Below are 26,087 nucleotides of genomic sequence, written 5' to 3'. Positions count from 1 at the left end.
GGGTGTCAGTGAACGTTTGCCCGGCCGTTCCCGTCCGAGGGCCGGCACCCCGGTTCCCGCCTGTCGCGGAGTTCCCGGGAGACACCACCAAGACATGAAGATGCGAGGGATCCTATGGGTTCAGTGATCAAGAAGCGCCGCAAGCGGATGTCCAAGAAGAAGCACCGCAAGCTGCTCCGCAAGACCCGTCACCAGCGCCGCAACAAGAAGTGACCCGGCGCTGACACCGCCAGCGGGGCCGCCGTCCTCCCGGGGACGGCGGCCCCGCGGCGTTGCCGGGGCGCCCCGCACCGGCGCCGGGGCGGGCCGTAGCATGGACCCATGAGCTCCCCGACGCCCCCGGCCGTGACCCTGCTGACCCGCCCCGGGTGCCACCTCTGCGAGGCGGCCCGGGAGTCCGTGCACCGGGTCACCACCGCACTGGGCCTGGGCTGGGCCGAGGTCGACGTCGACGGCGACCCCGAGCTGGCCCGCCGGCACGCGGAGGAGATCCCGGTGCTGCTCGTCGACGGCGTCCCGCGCGACTTCTGGCAGATCGACGAGCGCCGGCTCACCCGGCTGCTGCGCGAGCGCCTGGCCGGCTGAGCCGGGCCCCGTTTTGGGGACCGGCGCGGCCGTCTGGGACCATGGGGGCATGCCCTCCTCGACGATCCACCTGCTGCGCCACGGCCAGGTCCTCAACCCGGACCGCATCGTCTACGGCCGGCTCCCCGGCTACGGCCTCACCGAGCTGGGCGCGCGGATGGCCGAGGCCGCCGCCGCCGAGCTCGTCCGCCGCGTCGGCGACGGCTCGCGCATCGTCCACCTCGTCTCCTCCCCGCTGCAGCGCACCCGGGAGACCGCCGCGCCGGTGGCCCGGGAGCTGCGCCTGCCGGTGCACCCCGACGAGCGGGTGATCGAGGCCCCCAACCACTTCGAGGGCCTGCACGTGGACGCCCTCGAGCTGCTCCGGCCCCGGCACTGGCCCCACCTGCGCAACCCGCTGCGCCCCTCCTGGGGGGAGCCCTACCGGCGGCAGGTGGCCCGCATGGCCGAGGCCGTGCTGGAGGCCGGGCGCACCGCCGTGGAGCGCGGCGGGGACGGCGCCGAGGCCGTGGTGGTCTCCCACCAGCTGCCGATCTGGCTGGCCCGGCGCTCGGCCGAGGGCCGTCCCCTGCCGCACGACCCGCGCCGGCGGCAGTGCAACCTCGCCTCCCTGACCTCGCTGGTCTTCGACGACCTCGATGCCGGGCGCCCGCCGCGGGTCGAGTACCGCGAGCCCGCCGCCGTCTACTACCCAGGGGTCAACCAGCTTCCCGGTTCATAATGGCGGGGCCCCGCCGCCGTCCCCGTCCCGTCCAGAGCACCAGGTGATCCGTCCGTGACCTCCCGTCCCTCGCCCTCCTCCCGTCCGTCCCGCCGCCGCGTGCTCTCGCTCGCGGGCCTCGGCGTCCTCGGGCTCGCCCTCGCCGGGTGCACCGAGGAGGACTCGCTGGCCCAGCAGGCCAACTCCGGGGACCAGAAGGGCTACATCGCCGGCGACGGCACCGTCTCCGAGTACGCGGCCGCGGAGCGCGGGGAGCCCGTCCGGTTCGAGGGCACCCTGTTCGACGGCACCGCGGTCTCGGCCGAGGACCTCCGCGGGACCCCCGCGCTGCTCAACTTCTGGTACGCCGGGTGCGCCCCGTGCCGGGTCGAGGCCCCCGACCTCCGGGAACTCGCCGAGCGCTTCGACGGCCGGGCCGCCTTCTACGGCGTGAACCTGCGCGACGAGCGGGCCACCGCGGAGGCGTTCGAGCGCACCTTCGAGATCCCCTACCCGTCCTTCGAGGACAAGGACGGGGGCGTGCTGATGGCCCTGAGCGCCTACGTGCCCCCGCAGGCGGTGCCCACCACGCTGGTCCTCGACGCCCAGGGCCGGGTGGCCGCCCGCATCCTCGGCATCGCCGAGCGCTCCGTGCTGGAGACCCTGCTCGAGGACACGGTGGCCGAAGCGGCATGACGGCCGGCAACCCGTTCGCCGAGATCGTCCTCGACGGCTCCCTCCTCGTCGCCCTGCCCGTGGCCCTGCTGGCCGGGCTGGTCTCCTTCGCCTCCCCGTGCGTGCTGCCGCTCGTGCCGGGCTACCTGGGCTACGTCACGGGCCTGACCGGCGCGGACCTGCAGGAGCAGCGCCGCGGCCGGGTGCTGGCCGGGATCAGCCTGTTCGTGCTCGGCTTCTCGGCCGTGTTCCTGCTCATGTCCGTGCTGCTCGCCCAGCTGGGCGCCTACGCCTGGTTCCTGGGGCAGGGCTGGATCACCGCGGTCCTCGGCGCCCTGGTGGTGCTCATGGGGGTCGTCTTCCTCGGCGGGGTGTCCTTCTTCCAGCGCGACCGCAAGATCGAGCGCCGCCCCCCGCCCGGGCTGTGGGGCGCCCCGCTGCTCGGCGTCACCTTCGGCCTCGGCTGGGCGCCCTGCATCGGCCCCACGTTCGCCGCCGTGCAGGCGCTCGTGTACGTGGACGGCGCCTCGGCCGGCAAGGCCGCCGTGCTCACGGTGGCCTACTGCCTGGGCCTCGGCGTGCCCTTCCTGGCCCTGGCCCTGGCGCTGCGCCGCGGCATGGGGGCCATGGGCTTCTTCCGGCGGCACCGCCTCACCATCCAGCGCGCCGGCGGGGGGCTCCTCGTGCTGGTCGGGCTGCTCATGATGACGGGGGCGTGGACCGCGTTCGTCTCCTGGGTGCAGGCCGAGCTCGTCACCGACTGGGTGATGCCGATCTGAGCGCCCCCGGCACCCCGTCCCGCCCCGACCACAGAAAGACCGGCATGAGCACACCAGCGCCTCCCTCGTCGGGCGCCGCGAGCACGGACCCGCCCCGCGGGCGCTCCTCCGACGCCGAGCTGCCCGCCCTCGGGCCCCGCGGCATGGCCCGGTGGGCGTGGACGCAGCTCACGAAGATGAACACCGCCCTGTTCCTGCTCCTGCTGCTGGCCGTCGCGGCCGTGCCCGGCTCGATCTTCCCGCAGCGGATCCAGGACCCGGCGGCCGTGCAGGACTACCTGGACAACAACCCGGTCCTGGGGGAGTGGCTCGACCGGCTGCAGTTCTTCGACGTGTTCTCCTCGGCCTGGTTCTCCGCCGTCTACATCCTGCTGTTCGTCTCCCTCGTGGGCTGCGTGCTGCCGCGCGCGGCCAAGCACTGGCGGGCCTGGCGGGCCGAGCCCCCGCGCACCCCGCGGCGCCTGGAGCGGCTGCCCGAGCACCGGGCGCTGACGCTCGGCGGCCGGGACGGCGCCGAGGCCCCGGCCCCCGACGACGTCGTCGCCGACGCGGCCCGGCTGCTGCGCCGGCGAGGCTACCGGGTCGCGGTGCGGGACACCGGCTCGGGCGCCCCCTCGGTCGCCGCCGAGCGCGGGATGTGGAAGGAGGTCGGCAACATCGTCTTCCACCTGGCGCTGCTGGGGGTGCTGGTCTCCGTGGCCGTCGGCTCCCTGTTCGGCTACAAGGGCCAGCGGGTGGTCGTGGAGGGCGAGTCCTTCGTCAACACCCTCATCGGCTACGACTCCTTCACCCCCGGCACCAACTACGACGCCGACTGGCTGGAGCCGTTCTCCGTCCGGCTCGACCGCTTCGAGGCCGAGTTCAACCGGGACACCGCCAACCCGCGCAACTACGGGGCGCCGCTGGACTTCACCGCCGAGGTCACCGTGCAGGACGAGCCCGGCGCCGAGCCCCGGCAGGAGGTGCTGAAGGTCAACCGGCCGCTGAACGTGAACGGCGTGAAGAGCTACCTCGTGGGCAACGGCTACGCCCCGGTGATCCGGGTGACGGACGGCAACGGGGACGTCGCCTTCGAGGGCCCCGTGGTGACCGTCCCCTCCGACGGCGTGTACACCTCCTCGCTCGTGCTCAAGGTCCCGGACGCCCGGCCCGACCAGCTCGGCTTCGTGGGGCTGCTGCTGCCCACCGCCGTCGGCGGGGAGGGGGAGATGCCCCGCTCGGTGGACCCGGGCCTGGCCAACCCCCGGCTGATCCTCTCCGCCTACCACGGCGACCTGGGCCTGGACACCGGCGCCCCGCAGAACGTGTACGTGCTCGACGTCGAGCAGCTCACCGAGCTCAACGCCATGACCAACGAGAACGGCGCGATCACCCTCGACGCCGCGAATCCCGTGCACGAGCTGCCCGACGGCAAGGGCACCGTGGAGTTCCTCGACGTGAAGCGCTACGTGGGCCTGGACGTCCACTACGACCCCGGCAAGACGGGCGCCCTGGTCTCCTTCGTGCTGGCCTTCACGGGCCTGCTGATGTCCCTGTTCATCTCCCGCCGCCGCGTCTGGGTGCGGGCGGCGCGGGGCACGGACGAGGACGGCCGGGCCTGCACGGTGCTCGAGTACGGGCTGCTGGCCCGCGGGGAGGACCCCCGGCTGGCGGCCGAGGCCGAGCGGCTGAGCGAGCTGTGGACCGGGCAGTGGGAGTCCGCCGGCGTGCGGGACCGGGAGAGCGCGGGGCCCGCCCCCGCCCGGGCCGGCTCCGAGCCGGCGTCCGGGAACGAGTGAGAGGATGAGCGGCATGACCGTCAACGAGAACCTGGGCGCCTGGAGCGAGCTGTTCATGCTCCTGGCCGCCATGACCTACCTGGTCAGCTTCGTCGCCTTCGCGTGGGACATGGCCGCCCACGCCAAGGCCCTGCGCGGCACGGCCGGCCCCGAGGAGCGCGAGCTCGTCGGCGCCGCGGCCCGGGCGGGCGCGCTGGACGCCGCCGAGCCCGCCGACGCGCGGGCCGGGCACGGGGCCGGCCACCGGGGGCGCGGCTACCGCACGGGCGCCCGGTCCGCGCTGGCCGGGCACGTGGCGGACGAGCAGATGCGCTACACCGGGGAGCGCCGTCCCGCCGCGCGCGTGGCCGTGGCCGTCATGGTCCTGGCGTTCCTGGTCCACGCCGCCGCCGTGCTGAGCCGGGCGTTCGCGGCGGGCCGGGTGCCCTGGGGCAACATGTACGAGTTCTGCACCACGGGCGCCCTCGTGGTCGCCGGGGTCTACCTGCTGGCCCTGCTCGCCCGCGACCTGCGCTTCGTGGGCACCCTCGTCTCCGGGCTCGTGGTGATCATGCTCTGCGCGGCGACGATCGGCTTCCCCACGCCCGTGGGCCCGCTGCAGCCGGCCCTGCAGTCCTGGTGGCTGGTCATCCACGTGTCCATCGCGGTGGCCGCCTCGGGGGTGTTCACCATCACCTTCGCCATGGCCGTGCTGCAGCTGCTGCAGGCCCGGCGCGAGCGGGCGATCCTGGCCGGGGAGGCCCCCGGCATGGAGTTCCTGCGGATGGTCCCCTCCGCCCAGGCGCTGGAGAACCTCTCCTTCCGGCTCAACGCGGTCGGCTTCGCCTTCTGGACCTTCACCCTCGCCGCCGGGGCCATCTGGGCCGAGCAGGCGTGGGGCCGGTACTGGGGCTGGGACACCAAGGAGGTGTGGACCTTCGTGATCTGGGTGGTCTACGCCGCCTACATGCACGCCCGCGCGACCCGCGGCTGGACCGGCACGCGCTCGGCCTGGCTGTCGATCGCCGGGTACCTGTGCATCGTCTTCAACTTCACCGTGGTCAACACCCTCTTCGCCGGCCTGCACTCCTACGCCGGCGTCTGAGCCGTCCGGCTCCCCGCGGCCCGCACCGGCACGAGCGCCGGTGCGGGCCGCGGTCGTCCCGGGGTGTCCCGGATCCAGGGCCGCCGGGGACGCCCGCCCGGGGCGAGGGCGTCAGTCGCGCGGCGGCCGGTTCTTGCCGGGGGAGTCGTCGGAGGAGTCGTCGGCGCGGCCGGCCGAGGACCCACCCGGGGAGCCGTTCCCGGGCCCGTCCGGGGCGGGGCGCCCGCCGGTGGTCCCGCCGCCGCGGCGCAGGTCCTCCTCCCAGCGGCGCAGCTTCTCGGCCTGCTCCTGCTGCCGGCGCCGCTCCTCGAGGTTGCGCAGGAACTGGGGGTCGTCGTCCGGGCCCTTCCCGCGCGCGGGGCCGGAGGAGTCCGCGGCGCCCCGGGGGCGGCCCAGGAACAACCACAGGAGGGCGCCGAGCAGCGGGAGGAGGACGATCACCGCGATCCAGCCCCCCTTGCGCAGCCCCCGCATGGCGGCGCTGTCGGTCCGGGCGCACTCGATGAGGGAGTACACGATGACGCCCACCGCCAGTGCGGCCGCGCCGATGATGAGGATGGCTCTGCCCATGCCGACAATCGTAGGGGAGTTGCCTGGGCGCCAGCCCAGCGCCCGGGGAGATCTTCCCGGTCGGCTCGGTAGACTGGCGGGGTGAACTTCCTGAAGTACTCCCTGCTCCGCTTCGGCCTGCTCGTGCTGGTCTTCCTGCTCAGCACGTGGCTGGGCGCGGGGCTGATCCTGTCCGGGATCGCCGCCGTCGCGGCGTCCTTCGCGGTGTCCTACCTGTTCTTCCCGCGCCTGCACACGGCCGCGGGGGAGGAGCTGCGCCGGTGGGTCGCCCGCTCCCCGCGGCCCCGCAACCGGGTGGCGCTCGAGGACCAAGAGGTCGAGGACGCCTACGTGGACCGGAAGCTGCGCGAGGACGGGCGCGAGGTCTGAGCGCTCAGCGGGAGCTCACAGCCACTGCCGCAGCAGCACCGCCAGGGTGAACAGCACGGCCCAGCCCACGTTGAGCACCCCGCACTGCTTGAGCACGGGGATGAGCCGGCGGCGGTCCTGCACCCGCAGGACCGTGGCCACCGGCGGCAGCGCCACCGGCACGAGCAGCAGCACCACGAGCATCCACGGGTTGCCGGGCACCAGGAACAGCACCAGCGCGAGCGCCACGGCAATCTCGGCGGTGAACACCACCCGGGCCATCGGGTCGCCCAGCCGCACGGCCAGCGTCCGCTTGCCGACCTCCCGGTCCCCGGGCAGGTCCCGGATGTTGTTGGCCATCAGCAGGGCGGTGGCGATCAGGCCGGTCGACAGGGCCGCGACCCACGCCTCGGGGTTGAGGGCGCCGGCTTGGGTCAGCGTGGTGCCGAGCACGGCCACGAGCCCGAAGTAGACGAACACGAACACGTCGCCGAGCCCCCGGTAGCCGTACGGGGTCCTCCCGCCGGTGTAGCCCCACGCGGCGAGCACGGCGGAGAGCCCCACGGGGATGAACCACCACTGGCGGCTGAGCACCACCAGGGCCGCGCCGGCGAGCGCGCCCAGGCCGAAGCACAGCAGCGCTGCCGCCTTCACGTGCCCGGGGGCCGCGACCCCGGAGCCGGTCAGCCGGAGCGGACCGACCCGCACGTCGTCGGTGCCCTTGATGCCGTCGGAGTAGTCGTTGGCGTAGTTCACGCCGATCTGCAGGAAGAGGGCCACCAGCAGGGCGAGGACCGCCCGGACGGGGTCGAAGGAGTCCAGGGCCTGGGCCGCGGCGGAGCCGGCCACGACCGGGGCCACGGCCATGGGCAGCGTCCGGAGCCGGGCTCCCTCGATCCACTGGGCTGGTGTGGCCACGGGCTACCTCCGTCGGGATGCGTCTCGCGCGGCCGCGGGGCGTCTCGCGCGTGGTGGGGGACCGCGGCGGGGGCCCGGACCGCCCACCATTGTGTCACGGTCCCGGGCGGGCTCCGCCCGGCTCAGCCGAGCAGGCGGGCCACCGCCGCGCGGTCCGGCTTGCCGGTGGGCAGCATCGGCAGCTCCTCCGGCCATGCCCAGCGGCGGGGCACGGCGGCGCTGCCGTGCTCGGCCCGCACCGCCTCGGCGAGCTCGGCGCGCAGCCGGGCCCGGTCGGTGCCCGCGGCCGCGACCACGGCGGCGCCCACCGCCTGGCCCCACTCGGGGTCGGGCACGCCCAGCACGAGCGCCTGGCGCACGGCCGGGTGCCGGTCCAGCACGGCGGCGACCCGCCCCGCGGAGACCTTCACCCCGCCGGTGTTCAGGACGTCGTCGACCCGTCCGTGCACCGTGAGCACGCCGTCCGCGGAGAGCTCCCCGAGGTCGTCCGTGCGGTACCAGCGGGTCCCCCCGGCCTCGTGGAAGTGCCGCGCGGTCTGCTCCGGGTCCCCGGCGTAGCCCGCGGCGACCACCGCCCCGCCCAGCCAGATCCGCCCGGGCCCCGGCGCGGGCGGGGTGCCGGGCCGCCCGCCGTCCTGCTCGACGTGCACGGAGACCCCGTCCAGGGCCACCCCGTCGTAGACGCAGCCGCCGCACGTCTCGGACATCCCGTAGGTGCCGATCACGCGCACGTCCGCCTCCCGGGCGGCCGCGAGCAGCCGGGGGGAGGCCGCCGAGCCGCCCAGCAGGACCGCGGAAAAGCTCTTCAGGGCCGAGACGGCGTCCCCGTTGCGGACCCCGGACTCCGGGTCCAGGATCCGCTGCAGCTGGGTGGGGACCAGGGAGGTGAAGCGCACCGGGTCCTCGAGGCCCTCGGCGGCCGCCGCGAAGGCCTCCGGGGTGAAGCGGGCGGCGGGGTCCAGCACCACGGGGTCCGTCCCGGCGTAGAGCGAGCGGACCAGGACCTGCAGCCCGGCGACGTAGTGGACGGGCAGGGCCAGCAGCCACTGGCCCACGGCGCCCGTGCGCACCGCGGTGGCCATGGAGGACGCGGCGAGGGCGTCCCGGGTGAGCACCGTGCGCTTGGCGCGTCCGGTCGACCCGGAGGTGCGCACCACCACGGCGGGCCCCGTCCGCCCGAGGGCCCGGGTCAGCGGGGACAGCAGCCGCAGCGGGTCGCCGGCGACCGGGCCGTCGAGGACCACGGCGTCGTCGGGAACGATCAGTCCGGCCATCGCGGCCCTCCTCGTGCTGCCGCGCTCCCGGCCGGGACGTCCCGGCCGGGAGGGCGGCCTAGAAGTAGTACGGGAAGCCGGACCAGTCCGGGTCCCGCTTGCCCAGGAACGCGTCCCGGCCCTCGACGGCCTCGTCGGTCATGTACGCCATCCGGGTCGCCTCCCCGGCGAAGACCTGCTGGCCCACCATGCCGTCGTCGGGCAGGTTGAACGCGAACTTCAGCATCCGGATCGCCTGCGGGGACTGGGCGGCCACGTCCCGGGCGGCGGCGACCGCCGCGTCCTCCAGCTGCGCGTGCGGGACGACCTCGTTGACCGCGCCCATCTCGAGCATCCGCTGGGCGCCGTACTCACGGGCGAGGAAGAAGATCTCCCGGGCGAACTTCTGCCCCACCTGGCGGGCGAGCAGGGCCGAGCCGTAGCCGGCGTCGAAGGAGCCCACCGTGGCGTCGGTCTGCTTGAACCGGGCGTGCTCGCGGGAGGCAATGGTGAGGTCGCAGACCACGTGCAGGGAGTGGCCCCCGCCGGCGGCCCAGCCGGGCACCGCGGCGATCACCACCTTGGGCATCGTGCGGATCAGCCGCTGCACCTCCAGGATGTGCAGCCGCCCGGCGCGGGCCGGGTCGATGGACTCGGCGGTCTCGCCCCCGGCGTAGCGGTAGCCGTCGCGGCCGCGGATGCGCTGGTCGCCGCCGGAGCAGAACGCCCAGCCGCCGTCCTTGGCGGAGGGGCCGTTGCCGGTGAGGACCACGGCGCCCACGTCGGAGCTCATCCGGGCGTGGTCGAGAGCGCGGTAGAGCTCGTCCACGGTGCCGGGGCGGAAGGCGTTGCGGACCTCCGGGCGGTGGAACGCGATCCGCACCCACGGCAGGTCGCGCAGCACGGCGCCGTCGCCGTCCCGCTCCACGCCGCGGTGGTACGTGAGGTCCCGGAGGTCCTCGAAGCCCTCGACCGTGCGCCACTGCGCAGGGTCGAAGAGCTCGGAGACCCGCTCGGGGAGGTGGCGGGTGGCGGGGGTCGGGGTCGCGTCGGTCACGGGTCCGAGTCTACGGGGCCTCGCGCGCCGGCCTCGAGCCGGGCCCCGGGTCAGCCAGCAGCGCACGCACCTCGTCGGCGGACCCGCAGGCCAGGGCCCGCCGCGCGAGGTCCCGCGCGCCGGCCAGGGTCACGTCCCGCAGCCGCGCCTTGACGAGGGCCACCCGGGCGGGCACCACGCTGAGCTCCTCGACGCCCAGCCCGGCGAGCAGCACCGCCGCGGCGGGATCGCCGGCAAGGTCGCCGCACACCGCCACGTGCGTGCCCGCGGGCACGTCGGCGCAGACCCGCGCCACGAGGCCGAGCACCGCGGGATGCCGGGCGTCCGCCAGCGCGGAGACCGCGGTGTTGCCCCGTTCGGCGGCCATCGTGTACTGCGCGAGGTCGTTGGTGCCGATGCTCACGAAGTCGAGGCCGCGCGCGACGCGGCCGACGGTCAGGGCCGCGGCCGGGACCTCGACCATCACGCCGACCCGCATCCCCGGCGGCCGGCCGCCGGCGGCCGCGGCCGCCTCGTCGAGCCGCTCCAGCGCCCAGGCCACCTCCTCGGCGGTGCTGACCATCGGGAACATGACGTGCACCGGGTGCTCCTGGGCTGCCCGGCAGATCGCGCTCAGCTGGTCGCGGAGCACCTCCGGCGCCCGCCGCATCAGCCGCAGCCCGCGCTCGCCCAGGAACGGGTTGGCCTCGGCGGGGGCCGGCAGGAAGGGCAGCGGCTTGTCGCCGCCCACGTCCCAGGTGCGGACGGTCACGTCCCGCCCGGCGAACGCCTCGGCGATGCCGGCGAAGGCGGCCGCCTGCGCCTCGACCGACGGGGCCTCGTGCAGGTGGCCGAACAGGACCTCGGTGCGCAGCAGCCCGCACCCCTGCGCCCCGGCCGCGACGGCCGGGGCGGCGTCGGCGGGCGTCGTGACGTTGGCGAGCACCGGCACCGGGTGGCCGTCCGCGGTCGCGCCCGGCTCGTGGGCGCCCGCCAGGACGCGCGCGGCCTCGGCGGCCCGGGCGGCCGCCAGCTCGCGGAGGGAGCGCCGGGCGTCCTCGTCGGGGTCGACGACGAGCCGCCGGGCCCGCGCGTCGAAGCCGACGAGGGCGCCGGGTGCCACGGCGGCCGCGGCCGGGCCGGCGTCGGGGTAGACCGGCACGCCGCGGGAGCGGGCGACCAGCACGCCGTGGCCGGTGTCCCCGCCCGTCAGCGCGACCACGCCCGCGACCCGCTGCGGGTCCAGCATCGCCGCCGTCGCGGCGTCGAGCTCCCGCACCACGAGGACCACAGGTGGACCCTCCGCGGGGACCGCCCCGTCGGGGGCACCGGACCCGGCCAGGGCGGCGAGCACCCGCTGCCGCACGCTGCGGACGTCCTCGGCGCGCGCCCGCAGATAGGGGTCGTCCATCGCCTCGAGCTCGCCGCCCAGCGCGGCGAGGCGGTCCCCCCACGCGGTGGGCGCGGACGCGCCGGCGGCGATGCCGGCGGCCACGGCGCCGGTCAGCTCGGGGTCCGCGAGCAGGGCCTCGTGGGCCTCCAGGACGGCGCCCGCCGGACCGGGGCCGCCGGCCGCGGACCGGCGCAGGGCGGCCAGCCCGGCGAGCGCGCGGGCCACGGCGGCGTCCGAGCGCCGCTGCTCCTCGTCGGGCCCGCCCGGCCGGTAGCCGGAGAGGTCGATCGCGGTGCCTCGGACGACCGCCGGGCCCAGGGCGACGTCGGTGCCCGCCCCGGCGGCGGGCGGCGCGGGCGCGCCCCCCGGGGCGGGCGGCCCGGGGGCCGCGGCGGGCCGGTCGCCCCAGGCGTCCGCGGCCAGCGCGCGCACCGCCTCGGCCAACGACGCGGCGCCGGGCCCGGAGGCCTCGAAGCGCAGCCGGTCGCCCTGCCGCACGGCGAGCGTGACGAGCCCGGACAGGCTGCGGGCGTCGACCGGGCCGCGGCCCGTGCGCAGGTTCGTGACCGCGGCGGCCGCGTCGGCGGCCCGCACGAGCCCGACCAGCCGGGCGGCCGGGCGGGCGTGCAGGCCGTGCGGGACGTCCACGGGCAGCTCGGCGACGACCTCGGGCGCCGCGGGCGGGGGCGTCGTCCCGGCCGCCGGCGGGTCCGCCGCGTCCCCCAGGTGCTCCCGCTTGGCGGCCAGTCCGCGGCCGGCCTCCTCGAGCACCGCGTCCAGCGGCGCGCCGGCGGCCGCCGTCACCACGGCGGCCACCAGCCCCTCGACGAGCGGGGCGGGCGACAGGCGCACCCGCCCGGCGACGTCGGCCGGGAGGAACTCCTGCGCCATCTCCGCACTGAGCACGGCGCTGCCGAGGTCGAGGAGCACCAGCACCCCGTCCGGCGAGTCGACGGCGGTGACGGCGTCGGCGACCGCGGCGGCGTCCGTGCCGAACCCGCCGCCGGCGCCCGCCGCCACGGCGATCGGCGGGCGCTCGCCGACCATCTCGCAGGCCAGCTCGACGGCCGCCTCGGCCAGCGCCCGGCTGTGCGAGACGACGACGATGCCGATCACGGCAGGCTGTCGGCCGCGGAGCGCAGCAGCAGCGCCGTGCTGGTGGCGCCCGGGTCCTGGTGGCCCGCGCTGCGCGGCCCCAGGTAGCTGGCCCGGCCCTTGCGCGCCACGAGCGGGATCGTCGCCGCGCAGCCCTCCTCCGCCGCGTCGGCGGCCGCGGCCAGCGCGTCGGCGATGCCGGCGCCCCCGGCCACCGCCGCGTCGTACGCGTCGAGCGCCGGCACCAGGGCGTCCACCATCGTCTTGTCGCCCGGTGCGGCCCGGCCCCGGGCGAGCACGCCCTCCAGCCCGGCCCGCAGCGCCCTGCCCAGCGCGGCGGCGTCGAGGGCGTGCCCACCGGCCAGCCCGGCGGCCATCCGCAGGAAGAAGGTGCCGTACAGCGGCCCGCTGGCCCCGCCGACGGTGCTGACCAGGGTCATGCCGGCCTTCTTCAGCATGGCGTCGGCGGCGCCGGCGTACCCGCCGTCCAGCACGCCCACGACGGCCCGCATGCCCCGGTCCATGTTGCTGCCGTGGTCGGCGTCGCCGATGGCGGAGTCGAGCTCCGTCAGCTCCGCGGCGTGGGCGTGGACCACGTCCGCGAACTCCCGCAGCCAGCGCTCGAGACCCTCGGGGGTGAGCTCCGCCATCACATGCCCCAGCGCAGACCCGGTGTGCTGACCGGGGCGTCCCACAGGCGCACGAGCTCGTCGTCCGCGCGCAGCAGGGTCACGGAGCACCCGGCCATCTCCAGGGAGGTGATGTAGTTGCCGACCAGGCTGCGGGCGACCGGGACGCCCGCCTGCTCCAGCAGCCGCTGCACCTCGGCGTACATGAGGTACAGCTCGATCAGCGGCGTGCCGCCCATGCCGTTGAGGAACGCGATCACCGGGGCGCCGTCGGCCGCGGGCAGGTCGGCGAGGACCGGCTCCACGAGCATGGCCGCGATCTCCCGTGCGAGGGCCATCGGACGCCGCTCGCGTCCCGGCTCGCCGTGGATGCCGATGCCGACCTCGATCTCGTCCTCGGCGAGCTCGAACGTCGGCCTGCCCGCGGCCGGGACCGTGCAGGAGGTCAGCGCCATGCCCATGCTGCGCCCCTGTCCGTCGACCCGCCGCGCGATGTCGGCGACCTCGGCGAGCGGCCGGCCCTCCTCGGCCGCCGCGCCGGCGATCTTCTCCAGCAGCACGGTCACCCCCACGCCGCGGCGCCCGGCCGTGTACAGGCTGTCCTGCACCGCGACGTCGTCGTCGGTGACGACCGGGACCACCTCGACGCCGTGCTCGGCGGCGAGCTCGGCGGCCATCTCGAAGTTCATGACGTCGCCGGTGTAGTTCTTCACGATGTGCAGGACGCCGGCGCCGCCGTCGACGCCCAGGGTCGCGGCGAGCACCTGGTCCGGCACCGGGGAGGTGAAGACCTCGCCGGCGCAGGCGGCGTCCAGCATGCCCGGGCCCACGAACCCGCCGTGCAGCGGCTCGTGGCCGGAGCCGCCGCCGGAGACCAGGCCGACCTTGCCGCGCCGGGGCGCGTCGGCGCGGAAGACGACGCGGTGGGAGTGGTCGACGCGCAGGCGGTCCCCGTGCGCCGCCTGCATGCCGAGCAGCGCGTCCCGGACGACGTCGGCCGGGTCGTTGATGAGCTTCTTCATGCGCCTATCGGACCACTCCGCCCGTGGCCGTGACAACACCCCCGGGCGACTGTGCGGCATTGCGTCCACGGCCGCTCCCGTGCCGGGGGATCGGGGACCGGGGCCCGGACGCCGCGCTGTCCTCCCGCGGTGCGGGCCCGCGGCGGCCGAGACCCTAAGCTCGGAGGATGGCTGACTTCCGGACGAGCACCCTGCACACGACCCGCGTCGGGGACGACGGCGACCGCGTCGTCTTCCTGCACGGCCTGTTCGGCCGGGGCAAGAACTTCACCCGGGTCGCCAAGGACCTCCGGCCCGGCTACCGCAGCCTGCTGGTGGACCTGCCCAACCACGGCGGCTCCCGGTGGACGGACCGGGTGGACTACCGGCAGATGGCCGACTCCGTGGCCGAGACCCTCCGGGGGGACTTCGCCGCGCAGGGGCCGGTCGCCGTCGTGGGGCACTCCCTCGGCGGCAAGGTGGCCATGGTGCTGGCCCTGCGCCACCCCGAGCTCGTCTCCCGGCTCGTCGTGGTCGACATCGCGCCCACCCGGTCCGGGGGCGGCGAGGGGGAGTTCGCCCACCTGCTGGACAGCCTGGCGGCCGTGGACCTGACCGCCGTGCACCACCGCTCGGACGCGGACGAGGCCCTCCGGGAGCCCATCCCGTGGGACACCACCCGCAGCTTCCTGCTGCAGAACCTGCGCCGCGGCCCGGACGGGCTCTCGTGGGAGCCGAACCTCGAGCTGCTGCGGGCGAGCCTGGACACCATCGGCGGTTTCCCGGACACCGGGGAGGCCGTCTACGAGGGCCCGGTGCTCTGGGTGGCCGGCGGGCGCTCGGACTACGTCCGTGACGAGCACGCACCGCAGATGCGCCGGCTGTTCCCCCGCACGCAGCGGGTGACGATCCGCGAGGCCGGCCACTGGGTGCACTCGCAGGAGCCGGAGAAGTTCGCCGCGGTGCTGCGCGGCTTCCTGGCGCACACCGGGGCCTGAGCCCGGCCGGCCCGGGGTCCCCGCAGTCGTCCGGCCCGGGCGGTTCCCCCGGGCCGTTCCCCCGGGCCGTTCCCCCGGGTCGTTCCATCCGGGCCGGGCAGCCGGGGCCGCGGTGCCACACTGGGGGCGTGAGTTCCGCACCCTTCGACCTCGACGCGATCGGCGCCGGCCTGCCCGTGGCCGGGGCCGCCGGCGCCCTGCGCGCGGCCCTGGCCGGCGGCGCCGCCGTGGTCCAGGCCCCGCCCGGCTCCGGCAAGACCACCCTCGTGCCGCCGCTGCTGGCCGTGCTGCTGCACGAGCGCGGCACCGGGCCCGCGAAGGTGGTCGTCACCCAGCCGCGCCGCGTCGCCGCCCGCGCCGCGGCCCGGCGCCTCGCCGCCCTCGCCGGCACCCGCGTCGGCGGGCTCGTGGGCCACACCGTGCGCGGGGACCGGCGGAGCGGGCCCGGCACGCTCGTGGAGTTCGTGACCCCCGGGATCCTGCTGCGCCGCCTGCTCCACGACCCCGAGCTGCCCGGCACCGGCGCCGTGGTCCTCGACGAGGTGCACGAGCGCGGTCTCGAGACGGACCTGCTCGTGGGGATGCTCGCCGAGCTGCGCGAGCTGCGGGAGGACCTCGTGCTCGCGGCGATGTCCGCGACCGTGGACGCCGCCCGCTTCGCGGCCCTGCTCGGTCGGGACGGACCGGCGCCCGTGGTCGACAGCCCCGCCGTCCTGCACCCGCTGGGCGTCGAGTGGGCCCCGGGGCCCGGCCGGCGCACCGACGAGCGCGGGGTGCGCCCGGAGTTCCTCGACCACGTCGCCCGCACCGCGGCCGCCGCCCACGCCGGGGCGCTGGCCGCGGACCCCGGCGCCGACGCCCTGGTCTTCCTCCCGGGCGCCGGGGAGGTCGCCCAGGTCGCCCGGCGGCTGCGGGAGCAGGCCCCCGGCACCGAGGTCCTCGAGCTGCACGGGCGGGCCGGGGCCGCGGAGCAGGACCGGGCCACCGCCGGGCGCGCGCCGGGCGGGCCCCCGCGCGCGGTCGTGACCACCGCCCTGGCCGAGTCCTCCCTCACGGTCCCGGGCGTGCGCCTGGTCGTGGACTCCGGGCTCGCCCGGGAGCCCCGCCGGGACGCGGCCCGCGGGATGACCGGGCTCGTCACGGTCGCCGCCTCCCGCGCCTCCGCCGAGCAGCGGGCCGGGCGCGCGGCCCGGCTCGGCCCCGGCACCGTGGTGCGCTGCTACGACGAGCGCACGTGGACGGCGATGCCCGCCCACGGCACCCCGGAGGTCGCCGCCGCCGACCTCACCGGCGCCGCCCTGCTGCTGGCCTGCTGGGGCTCCCCGGGCGGGCGCGGCCTGGCCCTGCCCGATCCGCTCCCGCCCACCGCCCTCGCGGAGGCGGAGGCGGTGCTGCGCGGGCTCGGCGCGGTCGACGCCGAGGGCCGCGCCACCGCGGCCGGCCGCGCCCTCGCCCGGGTGCCGGCCGACCCCCGGCTCGCCCGCGGCCTGCTGGCCGGGTCCCGCCTGGTGGGGGAGCGCGCCGCCGCCGAGGTCGTGGCGGCCCTCGCCGACGACCACCGGGCCCCGGACGGGGACCTGGCACGGCTGCTGGCCGGGCTGCGCTCGGGGCGCGCCCCGGGCGCCCGGCGGTGGGCCGAGGAGACGGACCGGCTCCGCCGCGCCGCCCGCGAGGCGGGCACCGGAGCGCCCGGCGACCGTGCGCCGGCGGAGCGCCCGGCGACCGCGCCCGACGAGCCGGTGCCCGGCGGGCCCGTGCCCCCCGAGCTGGTGCCCGGCGCGGTGCTCGCCCTGGCCTTCCCGGAGCGCATCGCCCACCGGTCGGGCGGCACCTGGCTGCTCGCCTCCGGCACCCGGGCCGGCCTCCCGGAGGCCGGCCCGCTGGCCGCCCACGAGTGGCTGGCCGTCGCCGAGGCCACCCGTGCCGCCGGGCGGGCCGCCGCCGGCACGGGCGCGGTCGTCCGCACCGGCGCCGCCCTGGACCGGGGAACCGCCGAACGGTGCGCCGAGCACCTGCTCACCGACGCGGTGGACACCCGCTACGACGGCCGGCGGGTGAGCGCGCGCCGGATCCGCGCCCTCGGGGCGATCCGGCTGTCCGCCACCCCCGTGCGGCCGTCCCCCGCGGCGGCCCGCGAGGCCGTGCGGGCGGCCCTGGCCGAGCACGGCCCGGGCCTGCTCACCTGGTCCGGGGCCGCGGACGGGCTCCGGCGCCGGCTCGCGCTGCTGAACCACCGGCTCGGCGACCCCTGGCCGGACGTCTCCGACGACGCCCTCCGGGCCCGGCTCGACGCGTGGCTCGCCCCCGAGCTGGACGCCCTCGCCGCCGGCGCGTCCGTGGACCTGCCCGGGGCCCTGCGCCGGCTGCTGCCGTGGCCGGAGGCCGGCCGCCTCGACGAGCTCGCCCCCGAGCGGCTGACCGTGGCCAGCGGGTCCCGGGTCCGGATCGACTACCCGCCCGCCGACGACCCCGCCGGCCGGCCCGTGGTGGCGGTGAAGCTGCAGGAGTGCTTCGGCTGGGCGGAGACGCCCGCGGTCGCCGGCGGCCGCGCCCCGGTGCTGTTCCACCTGCTCTCCCCGGCCGGGCGGCCCCTGGCCGTCACCGACGACCTCGCCTCGTTCTGGTCCGGGCCCTACCGGCAGGTGCGGGCCGAGATGCGCGGACGCTACCCCCGGCACCCGTGGCCGGAGGACCCGTGGTCCGCGGCCGCCACGGCCCGCACGGCGCGCCGGGGCTGAGCCGGCCCGCACGGCGCGCCGCCGCTGAGCCGGCCCGCACGGCGCGCCGGCGCTGAGCCGGCCCGCTGGCGCCGGGATGTGATGTGCGTTACGGTGGGCCCACCGCACCTGCCGAGCGCGTCGATCCAGCGCGCACGGACCGGCCCGCCCACTCCGCGGCCCCCGGCCCGAGGCACGCACCGGACGGACCCCCGCGACGCCATCGTCCCCGCGGCACCGCCACCGGTCACGGTTCCGCCGGGCAGCCCCGCCCTCCCCGGCCCGGGCGCCCCGGCACGCACGCCGCAGCGCAGCACGCTGCGCCACACGGAAATGGGTACGCACTCATGACTGCCACCTCGATCGAGTCCACCACGACGACCCCGACCACCTCCTCGCCGCCGGCCGCCCGGGTCGCCGCGCCGGCGGTCGGCCCGGAGCTCGCCCGCTCCTGGCTGCTCGTCAACGGCGCCCAGGCCGAGCGCTTCGCGGTCGCGGCGGGGAGCGCGGCCGACGTCGTCGTCCTGGACCTCGAGGACTCCGTGGCGCCCAAGGACAAGGAGCGCGCCCGCCGCAACGTGACCGACTGGCTGGACGCCCGGGACGAGCACGGGGTGCAGCAGCGCGCCTGGGTGCGGGTCAACGGCTTCGGCACGCAGTGGTGGGAGGACGACCTCCGCGCGCTCGCCGGGGTCCGCGGCCTCGACGGGGTGATGCTGGCCATGGTCGAGTCGCCCGAGCACGTGACCCGCACCGCTCAGCTGCTCCAGGACACCCGGATCGTCGCGCTCGTCGAGACCGCCCGCGGGGTCCAGCACCTGCCGGCCATCGCCGGCGCCCGCTCCACCTACCGGCTGGGCTTCGGCCTGGGCGACTTCCGCCGCGACACGGGATTCGGCGAGCGCCCCATGACGCTGGCCTACACGCGCTCGCAGTTCACGATCGCCTCCCGCGCGGCCAACCTCCCCGGGCCCATCGACGGCCCCGCCGTCGGGGCGCTGGGCCCGAAGCTGGCCGAGGCGACGTCCGTGACCCTGGAGTTCGGCATGACCGGCAAGCTGTGCCTGATGCCCGAGCAGGCCGCCACGGTCAACGAGGGCCTGAGCCCGTCCCTGTCCGAGCTGTCCTGGGCCACCGAGTTCCTGCAGGAGTTCGACGCCGACGGCGGGGAGATCCGCAACGGCTCCGACCTCCCGCGGCTCGCCCGGGCCCGGAAGATCCTCGGCCTGGCCGGGGCCTTCGGCCTGAGCGTGCCCGAGGGCTACGACGTCCACTTCGAGGCGCCGACCGACACGTACCACTGCTGACCCGGCGGTGCGGGGGCCGACCCGTTCGCGCGCGGCGGCGCACCCGCTGCCGCGCGGACGGGGGACCGGTGGGCGCCGTGTCCGCACGGCGCCCACCGGCCCCCCTGCCGTCCCGGCCGCCCGCGGCCGGCGCGGCGGGTCAGGCGGAGGTCAGCGACGCCGCCAGGGCCGCCACGATCGCCCGGGTGATCTCGTCCGTGTCGGCGGTGCCCCCGATGTCCCGGGTGAGGTGACCGGCGGCGGTGGTCGCCTCGATCGCGGCCTCGAGCCGGCGGGCCTCGGCGTGCAGGCCGAAGTGGTCGAGCATCAGGGCCGCGCTGGCGATGGCCCCGATCGGGTTGGCGATCCCCTGGCCGGCGATGTCCGGGGCGGAGCCGTGGACGGGCTCGAACATCGACGGGAAGCGGCGCTCCGGGTTGAGGTTGGCGCTGGCGGCCAGGCCGAGGCTGCCGGCCAGCGCGGAGCCGAGGTCGGAGAGGATGTCGGCGTTGAGGTTGGAGGCCACCACGACCGAGAGCTCCTCCGGGTGCAGCACGAACTTGGCGCTCATCGCGTCCACCAGCACCGACTCCGTGGCCACGTCCGGGTAGTCCTGGGCGACGCGGGCGAAGACCTCGTCCCAGAGCACCATGCCGTACTGCTGGGCGTTGGACTTGGTGACGCTGGAGACCTTCTTGACCGTGCGGGTGCGGGCCAGGTCGAAGGCGAAGCGGATGATCCGCTCGCAGCCCTTCTCGGTGAACAGGGAGGACTGGACGGCCACCTCGTTGCCGGGGCCCCGGCCGGAGAGGTTGCGCCCGCCGAGCCCGGCGTACTCGCCCTCGCTGTTCTCCCGGACCACGACCCAGTCCAGCTCGGTGTCGTCGGCCTTGCGCAGCGGGGAGACCACCCCGGGGAGGAAGCGCACCGGGCGGATGTTGGCCCACTGGTCGAAGTTCTGGGTGATGTTCAGCCGCAGCCCCCACAGGGACACGTGGTCGGGGACATTCTCCCAGCCCACGGCCCCGAAGTAGATGGCGTCGAAGGGCTTCAGGGTCTCCAGGCCGTCGGCGGGCATCAGCACCCCGTGCTCGGCGTAGTACGCGGAGCCCCAGGGGAACTCGGTCCACTCGAAGGCGAAGGCGCCCTCCGACTGCTCGGCCAGCGCGTCCAGGACCGTGCGGCCGGCGGCGACGACCTCCTGGCCGACCCCGTCGGCGGGGATCGAGGCGATCGTGAAAACGCGGTGCTCGGCCATGCTGGTGCTCTCCTTGTCCGTGGGCTCGCCGCCGGGTGCCGCGGCGTCGTGCTCCAGTAGAACGGGCACGGGCACCTGCGGTCCAAGACCGGGTTCGCATCCTTCGCATAGCCGGCGCCTATGCCGGCCGGGCCGGGGCCGTCGCGTGCTGTTCGGCGACGGCGAGGAACGCGCGGGCGGCGGGGGTCAGGTCCGCCGGGCGGCTCACGACCGCCACGTGCAGCGCGGTGACCGGTTCGATCCGGAGCACGCGCAGGCCCATCCGGCGCGCCAGGGGCGTCCAGGAGGAGGGCAGGACGGCGTGCCCGACCCCGGCCAGGACCAGGGGCAGGACGGAGGTGCGGTGGGCGACCTCCGCGGCGATCTCGACGCGGATCCCGGCGGCCAGGGCGTCGTCGACGAGCCACCGCATCAGGGATCCGCGCTGGGAGACCACGACCCGGTGCCCGTCGAGCTCCTCCCGCCGGACGGCGTCCCCGGCGGGGAAGGCGTCCGCCGGCGGGCTGACGATCAGCACGAGCGGCTGCTCCTCCAGGTGCCGGACGTCGACCTCGGCGGAGCGGAACGGGCGGTCCGAGCCCAGGATCCCGATCTCGGCCCGGCCGGTGCGCACGGCGGCGGTCACCTCCTCGGTCGTGAACGCCGCCTCGACGTCGACCGTCACGGCGGGGTGGGACCGCGCGTAGGCGGCGATCATCGACGTGAGCGGCTCCACGCCCGGGGAGGGCATCGCCACCAGGTCCAGGCGGCCGCTGCGCACCCCGCGCAGGTCGTCGACGGCCGCCCGGGCGGCCTCGAGGTCCCGCAGCACCACCCGGGCGGGGCCCACGAGCTCCTCGCCGGCCCCGCTGAGGACCACCCGCCGGCCGATCCGGTGGAACAGCGGCACGCCCAGCTCCCGCTCCAGCCCCTTGACGGTCTGCGACAGCGACGGCTGGGCGATCAGCAGGTGCTCCGCCGCACGGGTGAAGCCGCCGTGGTCGACCACCGCCAGGAAGTACCTCAGCTGCCGGACGTCCATGTGCGCCCTCCTTCCGCGGGTCCGGACGGCTCGGGGGCACGGGTCGTGCCGCCCGGGCGTTCCGGCACCCATCGTTCCTGCCTATCAGCGTAGTAGTCAGACAGTGCTGGACGTGATGCACGTCACAGTGCATGGTAGAGCCATCCCGTCGAGGAAGGACCAGGACCGTGCAGACACAGCAGCCCCCACCCTCCCGCTCCACCACCGCGGCGCGCACCGACGTGCGCGCCGCCCTGCTGGGGGGCAAGACCTTCCGCAGCCTCAGCGAGCAGACGCTCTCCCCGCAGGAGGAGCGGTTCGAGCGCGCCCGTCAGACCACCGGGCTGTTCCTGGCCCCGGCGGTGGCGATCATCTTCGCCCTGCTGCCGCTGAACCTGGACCGCACCCAGCACCTGCTCGCGGCCGTGCTGCTCGGCGTGATCATCCTGTGGATCTGCGAGCCGGTGCCCATCCCGATCGGCGGGCTGATCGGCGTGGCCGCCGTGGTGGTCCTGGGGGTCGCCCCGGCCTCCGACGTGCTCCAGCCGTTCGGCTCCACCACGATCTTCACGTTCATCGGGGCGTTCATCCTCGCCCAGGCCATGCTCAAGCACGGCATCGCCCAGCGCCTGGCGCTGGCGGTGCTGTCCCTGCCCGGGGTGGGCAGGTCCACCTACCGGATCATCATCGCCTTCGGCGTGATCACCTGCATGCTCTCGGCCTTCGTCTCCAACACGGCCACGGTGGCCATGCTCATGCCCACCGCCCTGGGCATCCTGGCCGTCATCGCCGAGATGATGCAGGACCGCGGCGTGGTGAAGGCCGACTTCGACCCCCTGCGGCTGCGGGTCGGGGCCGCGCTGCTGCTCATGCTCGCCTACGGCGCCTCCGTCGGCGGTCTGCTCACCCCCGTGGGGTCCCCGCCGAACCTCATCGGCCGCGGCCTGATCGAGGAGGCCACCGGCACCCGGATCTCCTTCGCCCAGTGGATGGCCATCGCCTTCCCGGTCTGCCTGGCCATGTTCGTGGTCCTGGCGCTGGTCATGCTGCTGCTCAACAAGCCCGAGATCCGCCGGATCGAGGGCGTGGAGGAGTACATCCGCGAGCACCGCGCGGCCCAGGGGAAGATGTCCCGGGCGGAGAAGAACACCCTGGTGGCCTTCGGCATCACCGTCACCCTGTGGCTGCTGCCGGCCGTCGTCAGCCTGTTCGGCGGCACCGAGTCGGCCGCCTACATCTTCCTCGACGACCGCCTCGACGAGGGCATCGTGGCGGTGCTGGGCGCCGCCCTGCTGTTCATCCTGCCCACGAACTGGGCCAAGCGCGAGGCCACGCTCACCTGGACCGACGCGGCCAAGATCGACTGGGGCACCATCATCCTCTTCGGCACCGGCATCATCTTCGGCTCCCTGCTGGCCGCCACGGGCCTGGCCGAGACCATCGGCACCGGCGCCTCCGAGAGCCTGCCCATCACCAACGTCGTGGCCATCACCATCTTCTCCGCCGTGCTGGCGGTGCTGATCTCCGAGACCACCTCCAACACGGCCTCGGCCGCGGTGATCGTCCCGATCGTCATCCCGCTGTGCCAGGCCATCGGCGTCGACCCCTTCGTCCCCGCCCTCGCGGCGACCTTCGCCGCGTCCTTCGGGTTCATGCTGCCGGTCTCCACCCCGCAGAACGCCATCGTCTACGGCACCGGCGCGGTCCCCATCACCCGCATGATCCGCACCGGCATCGTCTTCGACATCCTCGGCGTGATCCTCATCGTCACCGTCGTCCCCGTCATGATCGCGGTCGTGGGCCTCGGCGGCTGACCGCCGGCGCCGCCCACGGACCCGGTGGGGACCCGTGGGCGGCGCCCTGCCGTGCCGCGGCCGGTCCGCTCCCGGAGGGGCCCGTCCCGCTAGATTGGGCGGGTGCAGACCAACCAGTCCTCCACCCCCGCCGTCCGGCCCGGGCCGCGGCGCCGGGCCGCGGCGCTCGCGCTGAGCACCGGGCTCCTGGCGTCCGGCTGCTCGGGCCTCACCGCCGACGACGGGCGCGAGAGCGCCGAACGGGTCGCCGCGGCACTGACCGCGGGCAGCGTCCAGGACCTGGGCTTCGGCGCCGTCGCCGGCCCCGCCGCCCAGCAGCAGTACGAGGAGGCCACCGCCGGGCTGGGCGGGGCCGCCGCGTCCGTCGAGGTCACGGCGGTGGAGGACACCGGGCAGGAGGACCGGCGGGAGGCCACGCTGGCCTGGTCCTGGGACCTGCCCGGCACGGACCGCGACTGGGCGTACGACGCGGTGCTGCCCCTCGTCCGCGCGGAGGGCGGGGAGTGGGTGCCCGAGTGGTCCGCCGGCGTGGTGCAGCCCGGGCTGCAGCAGGGCGAGGCGCTGCGCGCCCGGACCGTGGCCGCCGACCGCGGGGACGTCCTCGGCGCGGACGGGGAGACCCTGGTGACGGAGCGCCCGATCCGCCGGGTCGGGATCGACCGGTCGCGGCTCGACGGCGCGGACCCGGGCGCGGCGGCCCGCCGGCTCGCCGCGGCCGTGGACATCGACGCCGACGCCTACGCCGAGGCCGTCGAGCAGGCCGGACCCGAGGCGTTCGTGGAGGCCGTCCCCCTGCGGCTGGAGGACTTCCGGGCGCTGGACGCCCGGCAGACGGAGGCCGTCCCGGGGCTGCTCGTGGTCGAGGACGAGCTGCCGCTGGCGCCCTCCCGCGGCTTCGCCGCCGACCTGCTGGGCGGGGTGTCCCCGGCGACCGCCGAGGACCTCGAGGACTCCGGCGGCGACCTCGCGGCCGGTGCGCTGGTCGGCCGCGGCGGGCTGCAGGAGCGTTTCGACGACCGGCTGCGCGGCACCGCCGGCGTGGTGGTCGAGGAGGTCGTGCCCGGCGGGGACGGCGTGCAGGCCGCCGGCGCGCCGCTGTTCGAGGTGCCCGCGGAGGCCGGCGAACCGGTCACGGTGAGCCTGGACCGCGGGCTCCAGGACACCGCCGAGAAGCTGCTGGCCGGCGTCGAGTCCCCGTCCGCGATCGTGGCGGTCCGGCCCTCCACGGGCGAGATCGTCGCCTCGGCCAACGGGCCGGGCTCCGAGGGCTACTCCACCGCGCTGCTGGGCCAGTACGCGCCCGGGTCCACCTTCAAAGTGGTGACGGCCCTGGGCATGCTCCGCGCGGGGGACACGCCCGACACCGAGGTGCAGTGCCCGCCCTCGACCACGGCCGCGGGCGTGCGGGTCGACAACGTCGAGTCCTACCCGGCCGAGTTCACCGGCGCCGTGACGCTCACCGAGGCGATCGCCCACTCGTGCAACACCGCCTTCGTGGACCAGCACGAGCGGATCAGCCAGGCCGAGCTGGCCGCCGCGGCCGGGTCCCTGGGGATCGGCGCCGAGCCGGACCTCGGGGTGCCCGTGTTCACCGGCGCCGTCCCGGCCGAGGAGGACCCGGCCCAGCACGCCGCCGCCCTGTTCGGGCAGGGGCGCACGCTCGTCTCGCCGCTGGCCATGGCCACCCTCACGGCCTCGGTCGCCGCCGGCGAGCCGGTGACCCCCCGGCTGGTCACCACCGAGGGCCTGCTCGAGGGCACCGCCACGACCGGGCCCGGCCCGGAGCAGCCCCTGACCGCTGCGGAGGCGGAGCAGCTGCGCACCATGATGCGGGCCGTCGTCTCCTCCGGGCACCTGGAGGTGCTGCAGGAGCTCGAGCCGGACACGGCGATCGGCAAGACCGGCACCGCCGAGTTCGGCGAGGAGGACCCGCCCCGGACCCACTCGTGGGTGATCGCCGAGCACGAGGACCTGGCCGTCGCGGTCTTCGTGGAGGACGGCGACCTCGGCTCGATCACCGGCGGACCGCTGATGCGCGACTTCCTGGCGGCCGCCGCCGAGGCCCGCACCGGCTGAGGCGGCGACCCGGACGGGGCGGGCCCTTCCGGTGCGCGCCCGGTCGGCGGAGGATGGGGGAGGACGTCCCGTCCGCCGCGCACCCCGACCCCGACAGGAGCTCCCCGTGCCCGAGACCGTTCCCCCCACTTCCGCGCGCACCAAGATCGGTGTGGTCGGCGCCGGCTCCGTCGGCTCGTCCGTGGCCTACGCGGCGCTGATCAAGGGCGTCGCCCAGGAGGTCGCCCTCTACGACCTGGCGGGGGACCGGGTCCGCGCCGAGGGCCTGGACCTGGCCCACGGGGCCATGTTCACCCCCAGCTCCCGGGTGACCGGCTCCGACGACGTCGCCGTGCTGGCCGGCGCGGACCTCGTCGTCGTCACCGCCGGCGCGAAGCAGCGGCCGGGGCAGACCCGGATGGAGCTGGCGGGCGCCAACGCGCGCATCCTGGAGTCGCTGATGCCGCGGCTCGTGGAGCAGGCGCCCGAGGCCGTGTACGTGCTGGTGACCAATCCGTGCGACGTGCTCACGGTGATCGCGCAGCAGCTCACCGGCCTGCCCCCGGGGCGGGTGATGGCCTCGGGCACCGTGCTGGACACCTCCCGGCTGCGCTGGCTGCTGGCCGAGGAGGGCGGGGTGTCCACCACGAGCGTGCACGCCACGATCGTGGGCGAGCACGGGGACACCGAGTTCCCGCTGTGGTCGAACGCGAACATCGGGCAGATCCCGCTGCGGGACTGGACGGTGGAGGGACGCCGGCCCTTCACCGAGGATCGGCTGGAGGACATCACCCACCGGACGATCAACGCGGCGTACACCGTGATCCAGGGCAAGGGCGCCACCAACTACGCGATCGGGCTCGCCGCGACCCGGGTGGCCGAGGCCGTGCTGCGCGACGAGCACGCCGTGCTGCCGGTGTCCACGGTCCTGGAGGACTACCGCGGGATCAGCGGGGTCGCCCTGTCGGTGCCCTCGGTCGTCGCGCGGCAGGGCGTCGTCGAACGCCTGGTCGTGCCCATGGACGAGCAGGAACTGGCCATGCTGCACCGCTCCGCCGAGGCGATCCGGGCGAGCCTGGCCTCGATCGGGTACTGACCGCCGGGCGGGCGCCGGG

23 protein-coding genes are annotated in these 26,087 nt (G+C 76.3%); 14 read left to right on the top strand and 9 right to left on the bottom strand.

Going from position 1 to position 26,087, the window contains the following annotated elements:
- Window positions 1-114: 114 nt before the first annotated feature.
- The 7 genes from ACWCOM_RS01000 (at window position 115) to ccsB (ending at window position 5,601) form a co-directional block, all read left to right on the top strand.
- Window positions 115-213: a 30S ribosomal protein bS22 gene (locus ACWCOM_RS01000; protein WP_005504750.1), complete on the top strand. Its 99-nt coding sequence runs from the start codon at window positions 115-117 to the stop codon at window positions 211-213.
- Window positions 214-321: 108 nt separating this feature from the next.
- Entirely contained in the window at window positions 322-585 is a 264-nt protein-coding gene (locus ACWCOM_RS00995) for a glutaredoxin family protein (RefSeq protein ID WP_454546866.1), read from the top strand.
- A gap of 49 nt (window positions 586-634) precedes the next feature.
- Window positions 635-1,306, top strand: a complete 672-nt coding sequence (locus ACWCOM_RS00990) for a histidine phosphatase family protein (RefSeq protein ID WP_454546865.1) — start codon at window positions 635-637, stop codon at window positions 1,304-1,306.
- 54 nt (window positions 1,307-1,360) lie between these two features.
- Window positions 1,361-1,981, top strand: coding sequence for a TlpA family protein disulfide reductase (locus ACWCOM_RS00985; RefSeq protein WP_454546864.1), 621 nt, complete (start codon window positions 1,361-1,363; stop codon window positions 1,979-1,981).
- The gene (locus tag ACWCOM_RS00980) at window positions 1,978-2,739 is read left to right on the top strand and encodes a cytochrome c biogenesis CcdA family protein (protein WP_454546863.1); all 762 of its coding nucleotides are present in this window, start codon (window positions 1,978-1,980) and stop codon (window positions 2,737-2,739) included. The genes ACWCOM_RS00985 and ACWCOM_RS00980 overlap by 4 nt, the downstream gene beginning before the upstream one ends.
- Window positions 2,740-2,783: 44 nt before the next feature.
- On the top strand, window positions 2,784-4,517 hold the full coding sequence (gene resB / locus ACWCOM_RS00975) for a cytochrome c biogenesis protein ResB (protein ID WP_454546862.1): 1,734 nt from the start codon (window positions 2,784-2,786) through the stop codon (window positions 4,515-4,517).
- 13 nt (window positions 4,518-4,530) lie between these two features.
- Window positions 4,531-5,601, top strand: a complete 1,071-nt coding sequence (gene ccsB, locus ACWCOM_RS00970) for a c-type cytochrome biogenesis protein CcsB (protein WP_454546861.1) — start codon at window positions 4,531-4,533, stop codon at window positions 5,599-5,601.
- A gap of 111 nt (window positions 5,602-5,712) precedes the next feature.
- On the opposite strand, the gene ACWCOM_RS00965 is transcribed toward ccsB, so the two are convergent.
- A complete protein-coding gene (locus ACWCOM_RS00965; protein ID WP_454546860.1) occupies window positions 5,713-6,171 on the bottom strand; it encodes a PLDc N-terminal domain-containing protein in 459 nt (152 codons plus the stop codon).
- A gap of 81 nt (window positions 6,172-6,252) precedes the next feature.
- Between ACWCOM_RS00965 and ACWCOM_RS00960 the strand changes: the two genes are divergently transcribed.
- The gene (locus ACWCOM_RS00960; RefSeq protein ID WP_454546859.1) at window positions 6,253-6,540 is read left to right on the top strand and encodes a DUF4229 domain-containing protein; all 288 of its coding nucleotides are present in this window, start codon (window positions 6,253-6,255) and stop codon (window positions 6,538-6,540) included.
- A gap of 15 nt (window positions 6,541-6,555) precedes the next feature.
- On the opposite strand, the gene ACWCOM_RS00955 is transcribed toward ACWCOM_RS00960, so the two are convergent.
- The 6 genes from ACWCOM_RS00955 to dhaK all read right to left on the bottom strand — a co-directional run bounded on the left by ACWCOM_RS00955 (window position 6,556) and on the right by dhaK (window position 13,865).
- Window positions 6,556-7,437 (bottom strand): 1,4-dihydroxy-2-naphthoate polyprenyltransferase, encoded by an 882-nt coding sequence (locus tag ACWCOM_RS00955; protein ID WP_454546858.1) that lies wholly within the window; start codon window positions 7,435-7,437, stop codon window positions 6,556-6,558.
- A 122-nt stretch (window positions 7,438-7,559) separates the two neighbouring features.
- Window positions 7,560-8,711: an AMP-binding protein gene (locus ACWCOM_RS00950; protein WP_454546857.1), complete on the bottom strand. Its 1,152-nt coding sequence runs from the start codon at window positions 8,709-8,711 to the stop codon at window positions 7,560-7,562.
- Window positions 8,712-8,769: 58 nt separating this feature from the next.
- A complete protein-coding gene (locus ACWCOM_RS00945; protein WP_454546856.1) occupies window positions 8,770-9,747 on the bottom strand; it encodes a 1,4-dihydroxy-2-naphthoyl-CoA synthase in 978 nt (325 codons plus the stop codon).
- Between the two features lie 10 nt (window positions 9,748-9,757).
- A complete protein-coding gene (gene ptsP / locus ACWCOM_RS00940; RefSeq protein ID WP_454546855.1) occupies window positions 9,758-12,235 on the bottom strand; it encodes a phosphoenolpyruvate--protein phosphotransferase in 2,478 nt (825 codons plus the stop codon).
- Window positions 12,232-12,864 (bottom strand): dihydroxyacetone kinase subunit DhaL, encoded by a 633-nt coding sequence (gene dhaL, locus ACWCOM_RS00935; RefSeq protein ID WP_454546854.1) that lies wholly within the window; start codon window positions 12,862-12,864, stop codon window positions 12,232-12,234. The genes ptsP and dhaL overlap by 4 nt, the downstream gene beginning before the upstream one ends.
- Window positions 12,864-13,865, bottom strand: coding sequence for a dihydroxyacetone kinase subunit DhaK (dhaK, locus tag ACWCOM_RS00930; protein WP_454546853.1), 1,002 nt, complete (start codon window positions 13,863-13,865; stop codon window positions 12,864-12,866). The genes dhaL and dhaK overlap by 1 nt, the downstream gene beginning before the upstream one ends.
- 167 nt (window positions 13,866-14,032) lie before the next feature.
- Between dhaK and ACWCOM_RS00925 the strand changes: the two genes are divergently transcribed.
- The 3 genes from ACWCOM_RS00925 (at window position 14,033) to ACWCOM_RS00915 (ending at window position 18,866) form a co-directional block, all read left to right on the top strand.
- Window positions 14,033-14,842, top strand: a complete 810-nt coding sequence (locus ACWCOM_RS00925) for an alpha/beta fold hydrolase (RefSeq protein ID WP_454546852.1) — start codon at window positions 14,033-14,035, stop codon at window positions 14,840-14,842.
- 128 nt (window positions 14,843-14,970) lie between these two features.
- Window positions 14,971-17,580 (top strand): ATP-dependent helicase HrpB, encoded by a 2,610-nt coding sequence (gene hrpB, locus ACWCOM_RS00920; protein WP_454546851.1) that lies wholly within the window; start codon window positions 14,971-14,973, stop codon window positions 17,578-17,580.
- A 326-nt stretch (window positions 17,581-17,906) separates the two neighbouring features.
- The gene (locus ACWCOM_RS00915) at window positions 17,907-18,866 is read left to right on the top strand and encodes an HpcH/HpaI aldolase/citrate lyase family protein (RefSeq protein WP_454546850.1); all 960 of its coding nucleotides are present in this window, start codon (window positions 17,907-17,909) and stop codon (window positions 18,864-18,866) included.
- Window positions 18,867-19,005: 139 nt separating this feature from the next.
- Here the strand turns inward: ACWCOM_RS00915 and ACWCOM_RS00910 are convergent, their stop codons facing one another.
- On the bottom strand, window positions 19,006-20,103 hold the full coding sequence (locus tag ACWCOM_RS00910; RefSeq protein ID WP_454547081.1) for a tartrate dehydrogenase: 1,098 nt from the start codon (window positions 20,101-20,103) through the stop codon (window positions 19,006-19,008).
- Between the two features lie 118 nt (window positions 20,104-20,221).
- On the bottom strand, window positions 20,222-21,124 hold the full coding sequence (locus tag ACWCOM_RS00905; RefSeq protein WP_454546849.1) for a LysR family transcriptional regulator: 903 nt from the start codon (window positions 21,122-21,124) through the stop codon (window positions 20,222-20,224).
- A gap of 167 nt (window positions 21,125-21,291) precedes the next feature.
- Between ACWCOM_RS00905 and ACWCOM_RS00900 the strand changes: the two genes are divergently transcribed.
- The 3 genes from ACWCOM_RS00900 to ACWCOM_RS00890 all read left to right on the top strand — a co-directional run bounded on the left by ACWCOM_RS00900 (window position 21,292) and on the right by ACWCOM_RS00890 (window position 26,068).
- Window positions 21,292-22,917 (top strand): SLC13 family permease, encoded by a 1,626-nt coding sequence (locus ACWCOM_RS00900; protein WP_454546848.1) that lies wholly within the window; start codon window positions 21,292-21,294, stop codon window positions 22,915-22,917.
- Window positions 22,918-23,019: 102 nt separating this feature from the next.
- Window positions 23,020-24,993, top strand: coding sequence for a penicillin-binding transpeptidase domain-containing protein (locus tag ACWCOM_RS00895; protein ID WP_454546847.1), 1,974 nt, complete (start codon window positions 23,020-23,022; stop codon window positions 24,991-24,993).
- Between the two features lie 106 nt (window positions 24,994-25,099).
- Window positions 25,100-26,068, top strand: coding sequence for an L-lactate dehydrogenase (locus tag ACWCOM_RS00890; protein ID WP_454546846.1), 969 nt, complete (start codon window positions 25,100-25,102; stop codon window positions 26,066-26,068).
- Window positions 26,069-26,087: the final 19 nt, after the last annotated feature.

The sequence above is a fragment of the Kocuria sp. KH4 genome, from assembly GCF_053711175.1.
The sequence above is the reverse complement of the archived record's forward strand: the minus strand, read 5'-3'. Positions and strand labels throughout refer to the sequence as shown.

Excerpts from the sequence above, each read along its gene's own strand:
- ACWCOM_RS00915 (WP_454546850.1), top strand. The coding sequence starts at position 17,907 with ATGACTGCCACCTCGATCGAGTCCACCACGACGACCCCGACCACCTCC.
- ACWCOM_RS00965 (WP_454546860.1), bottom strand. The coding sequence starts at position 6,171 with ATGGGCAGAGCCATCCTCATCATCGGCGCGGCCGCACTGGCGGTGGGC.
- ACWCOM_RS00910 (WP_454547081.1), bottom strand. The coding sequence starts at position 20,103 with ATGGCCGAGCACCGCGTTTTCACGATCGCCTCGATCCCCGCCGACGGG.
- resB (WP_454546862.1), top strand. The coding sequence starts at position 2,784 with ATGAGCACACCAGCGCCTCCCTCGTCGGGCGCCGCGAGCACGGACCCG.
- ACWCOM_RS00950 (WP_454546857.1), bottom strand. The coding sequence starts at position 8,711 with ATGGCCGGACTGATCGTTCCCGACGACGCCGTGGTCCTCGACGGCCCG.
- ACWCOM_RS00990 (WP_454546865.1), top strand. The coding sequence starts at position 635 with ATGCCCTCCTCGACGATCCACCTGCTGCGCCACGGCCAGGTCCTCAAC.
- dhaL (WP_454546854.1), bottom strand. The coding sequence starts at position 12,864 with ATGGCGGAGCTCACCCCCGAGGGTCTCGAGCGCTGGCTGCGGGAGTTC.
- ccsB (WP_454546861.1), top strand. The coding sequence starts at position 4,531 with ATGACCGTCAACGAGAACCTGGGCGCCTGGAGCGAGCTGTTCATGCTC.
- ACWCOM_RS00925 (WP_454546852.1), top strand. The coding sequence starts at position 14,033 with ATGGCTGACTTCCGGACGAGCACCCTGCACACGACCCGCGTCGGGGAC.
- ACWCOM_RS01000 (WP_005504750.1), top strand. The coding sequence starts at position 115 with ATGGGTTCAGTGATCAAGAAGCGCCGCAAGCGGATGTCCAAGAAGAAG.
- dhaK (WP_454546853.1), bottom strand. The coding sequence starts at position 13,865 with ATGAAGAAGCTCATCAACGACCCGGCCGACGTCGTCCGGGACGCGCTG.
- ACWCOM_RS00905 (WP_454546849.1), bottom strand. The coding sequence starts at position 21,124 with ATGGACGTCCGGCAGCTGAGGTACTTCCTGGCGGTGGTCGACCACGGC.
- ACWCOM_RS00980 (WP_454546863.1), top strand. The coding sequence starts at position 1,978 with ATGACGGCCGGCAACCCGTTCGCCGAGATCGTCCTCGACGGCTCCCTC.
- ACWCOM_RS00995 (WP_454546866.1), top strand. The coding sequence starts at position 322 with ATGAGCTCCCCGACGCCCCCGGCCGTGACCCTGCTGACCCGCCCCGGG.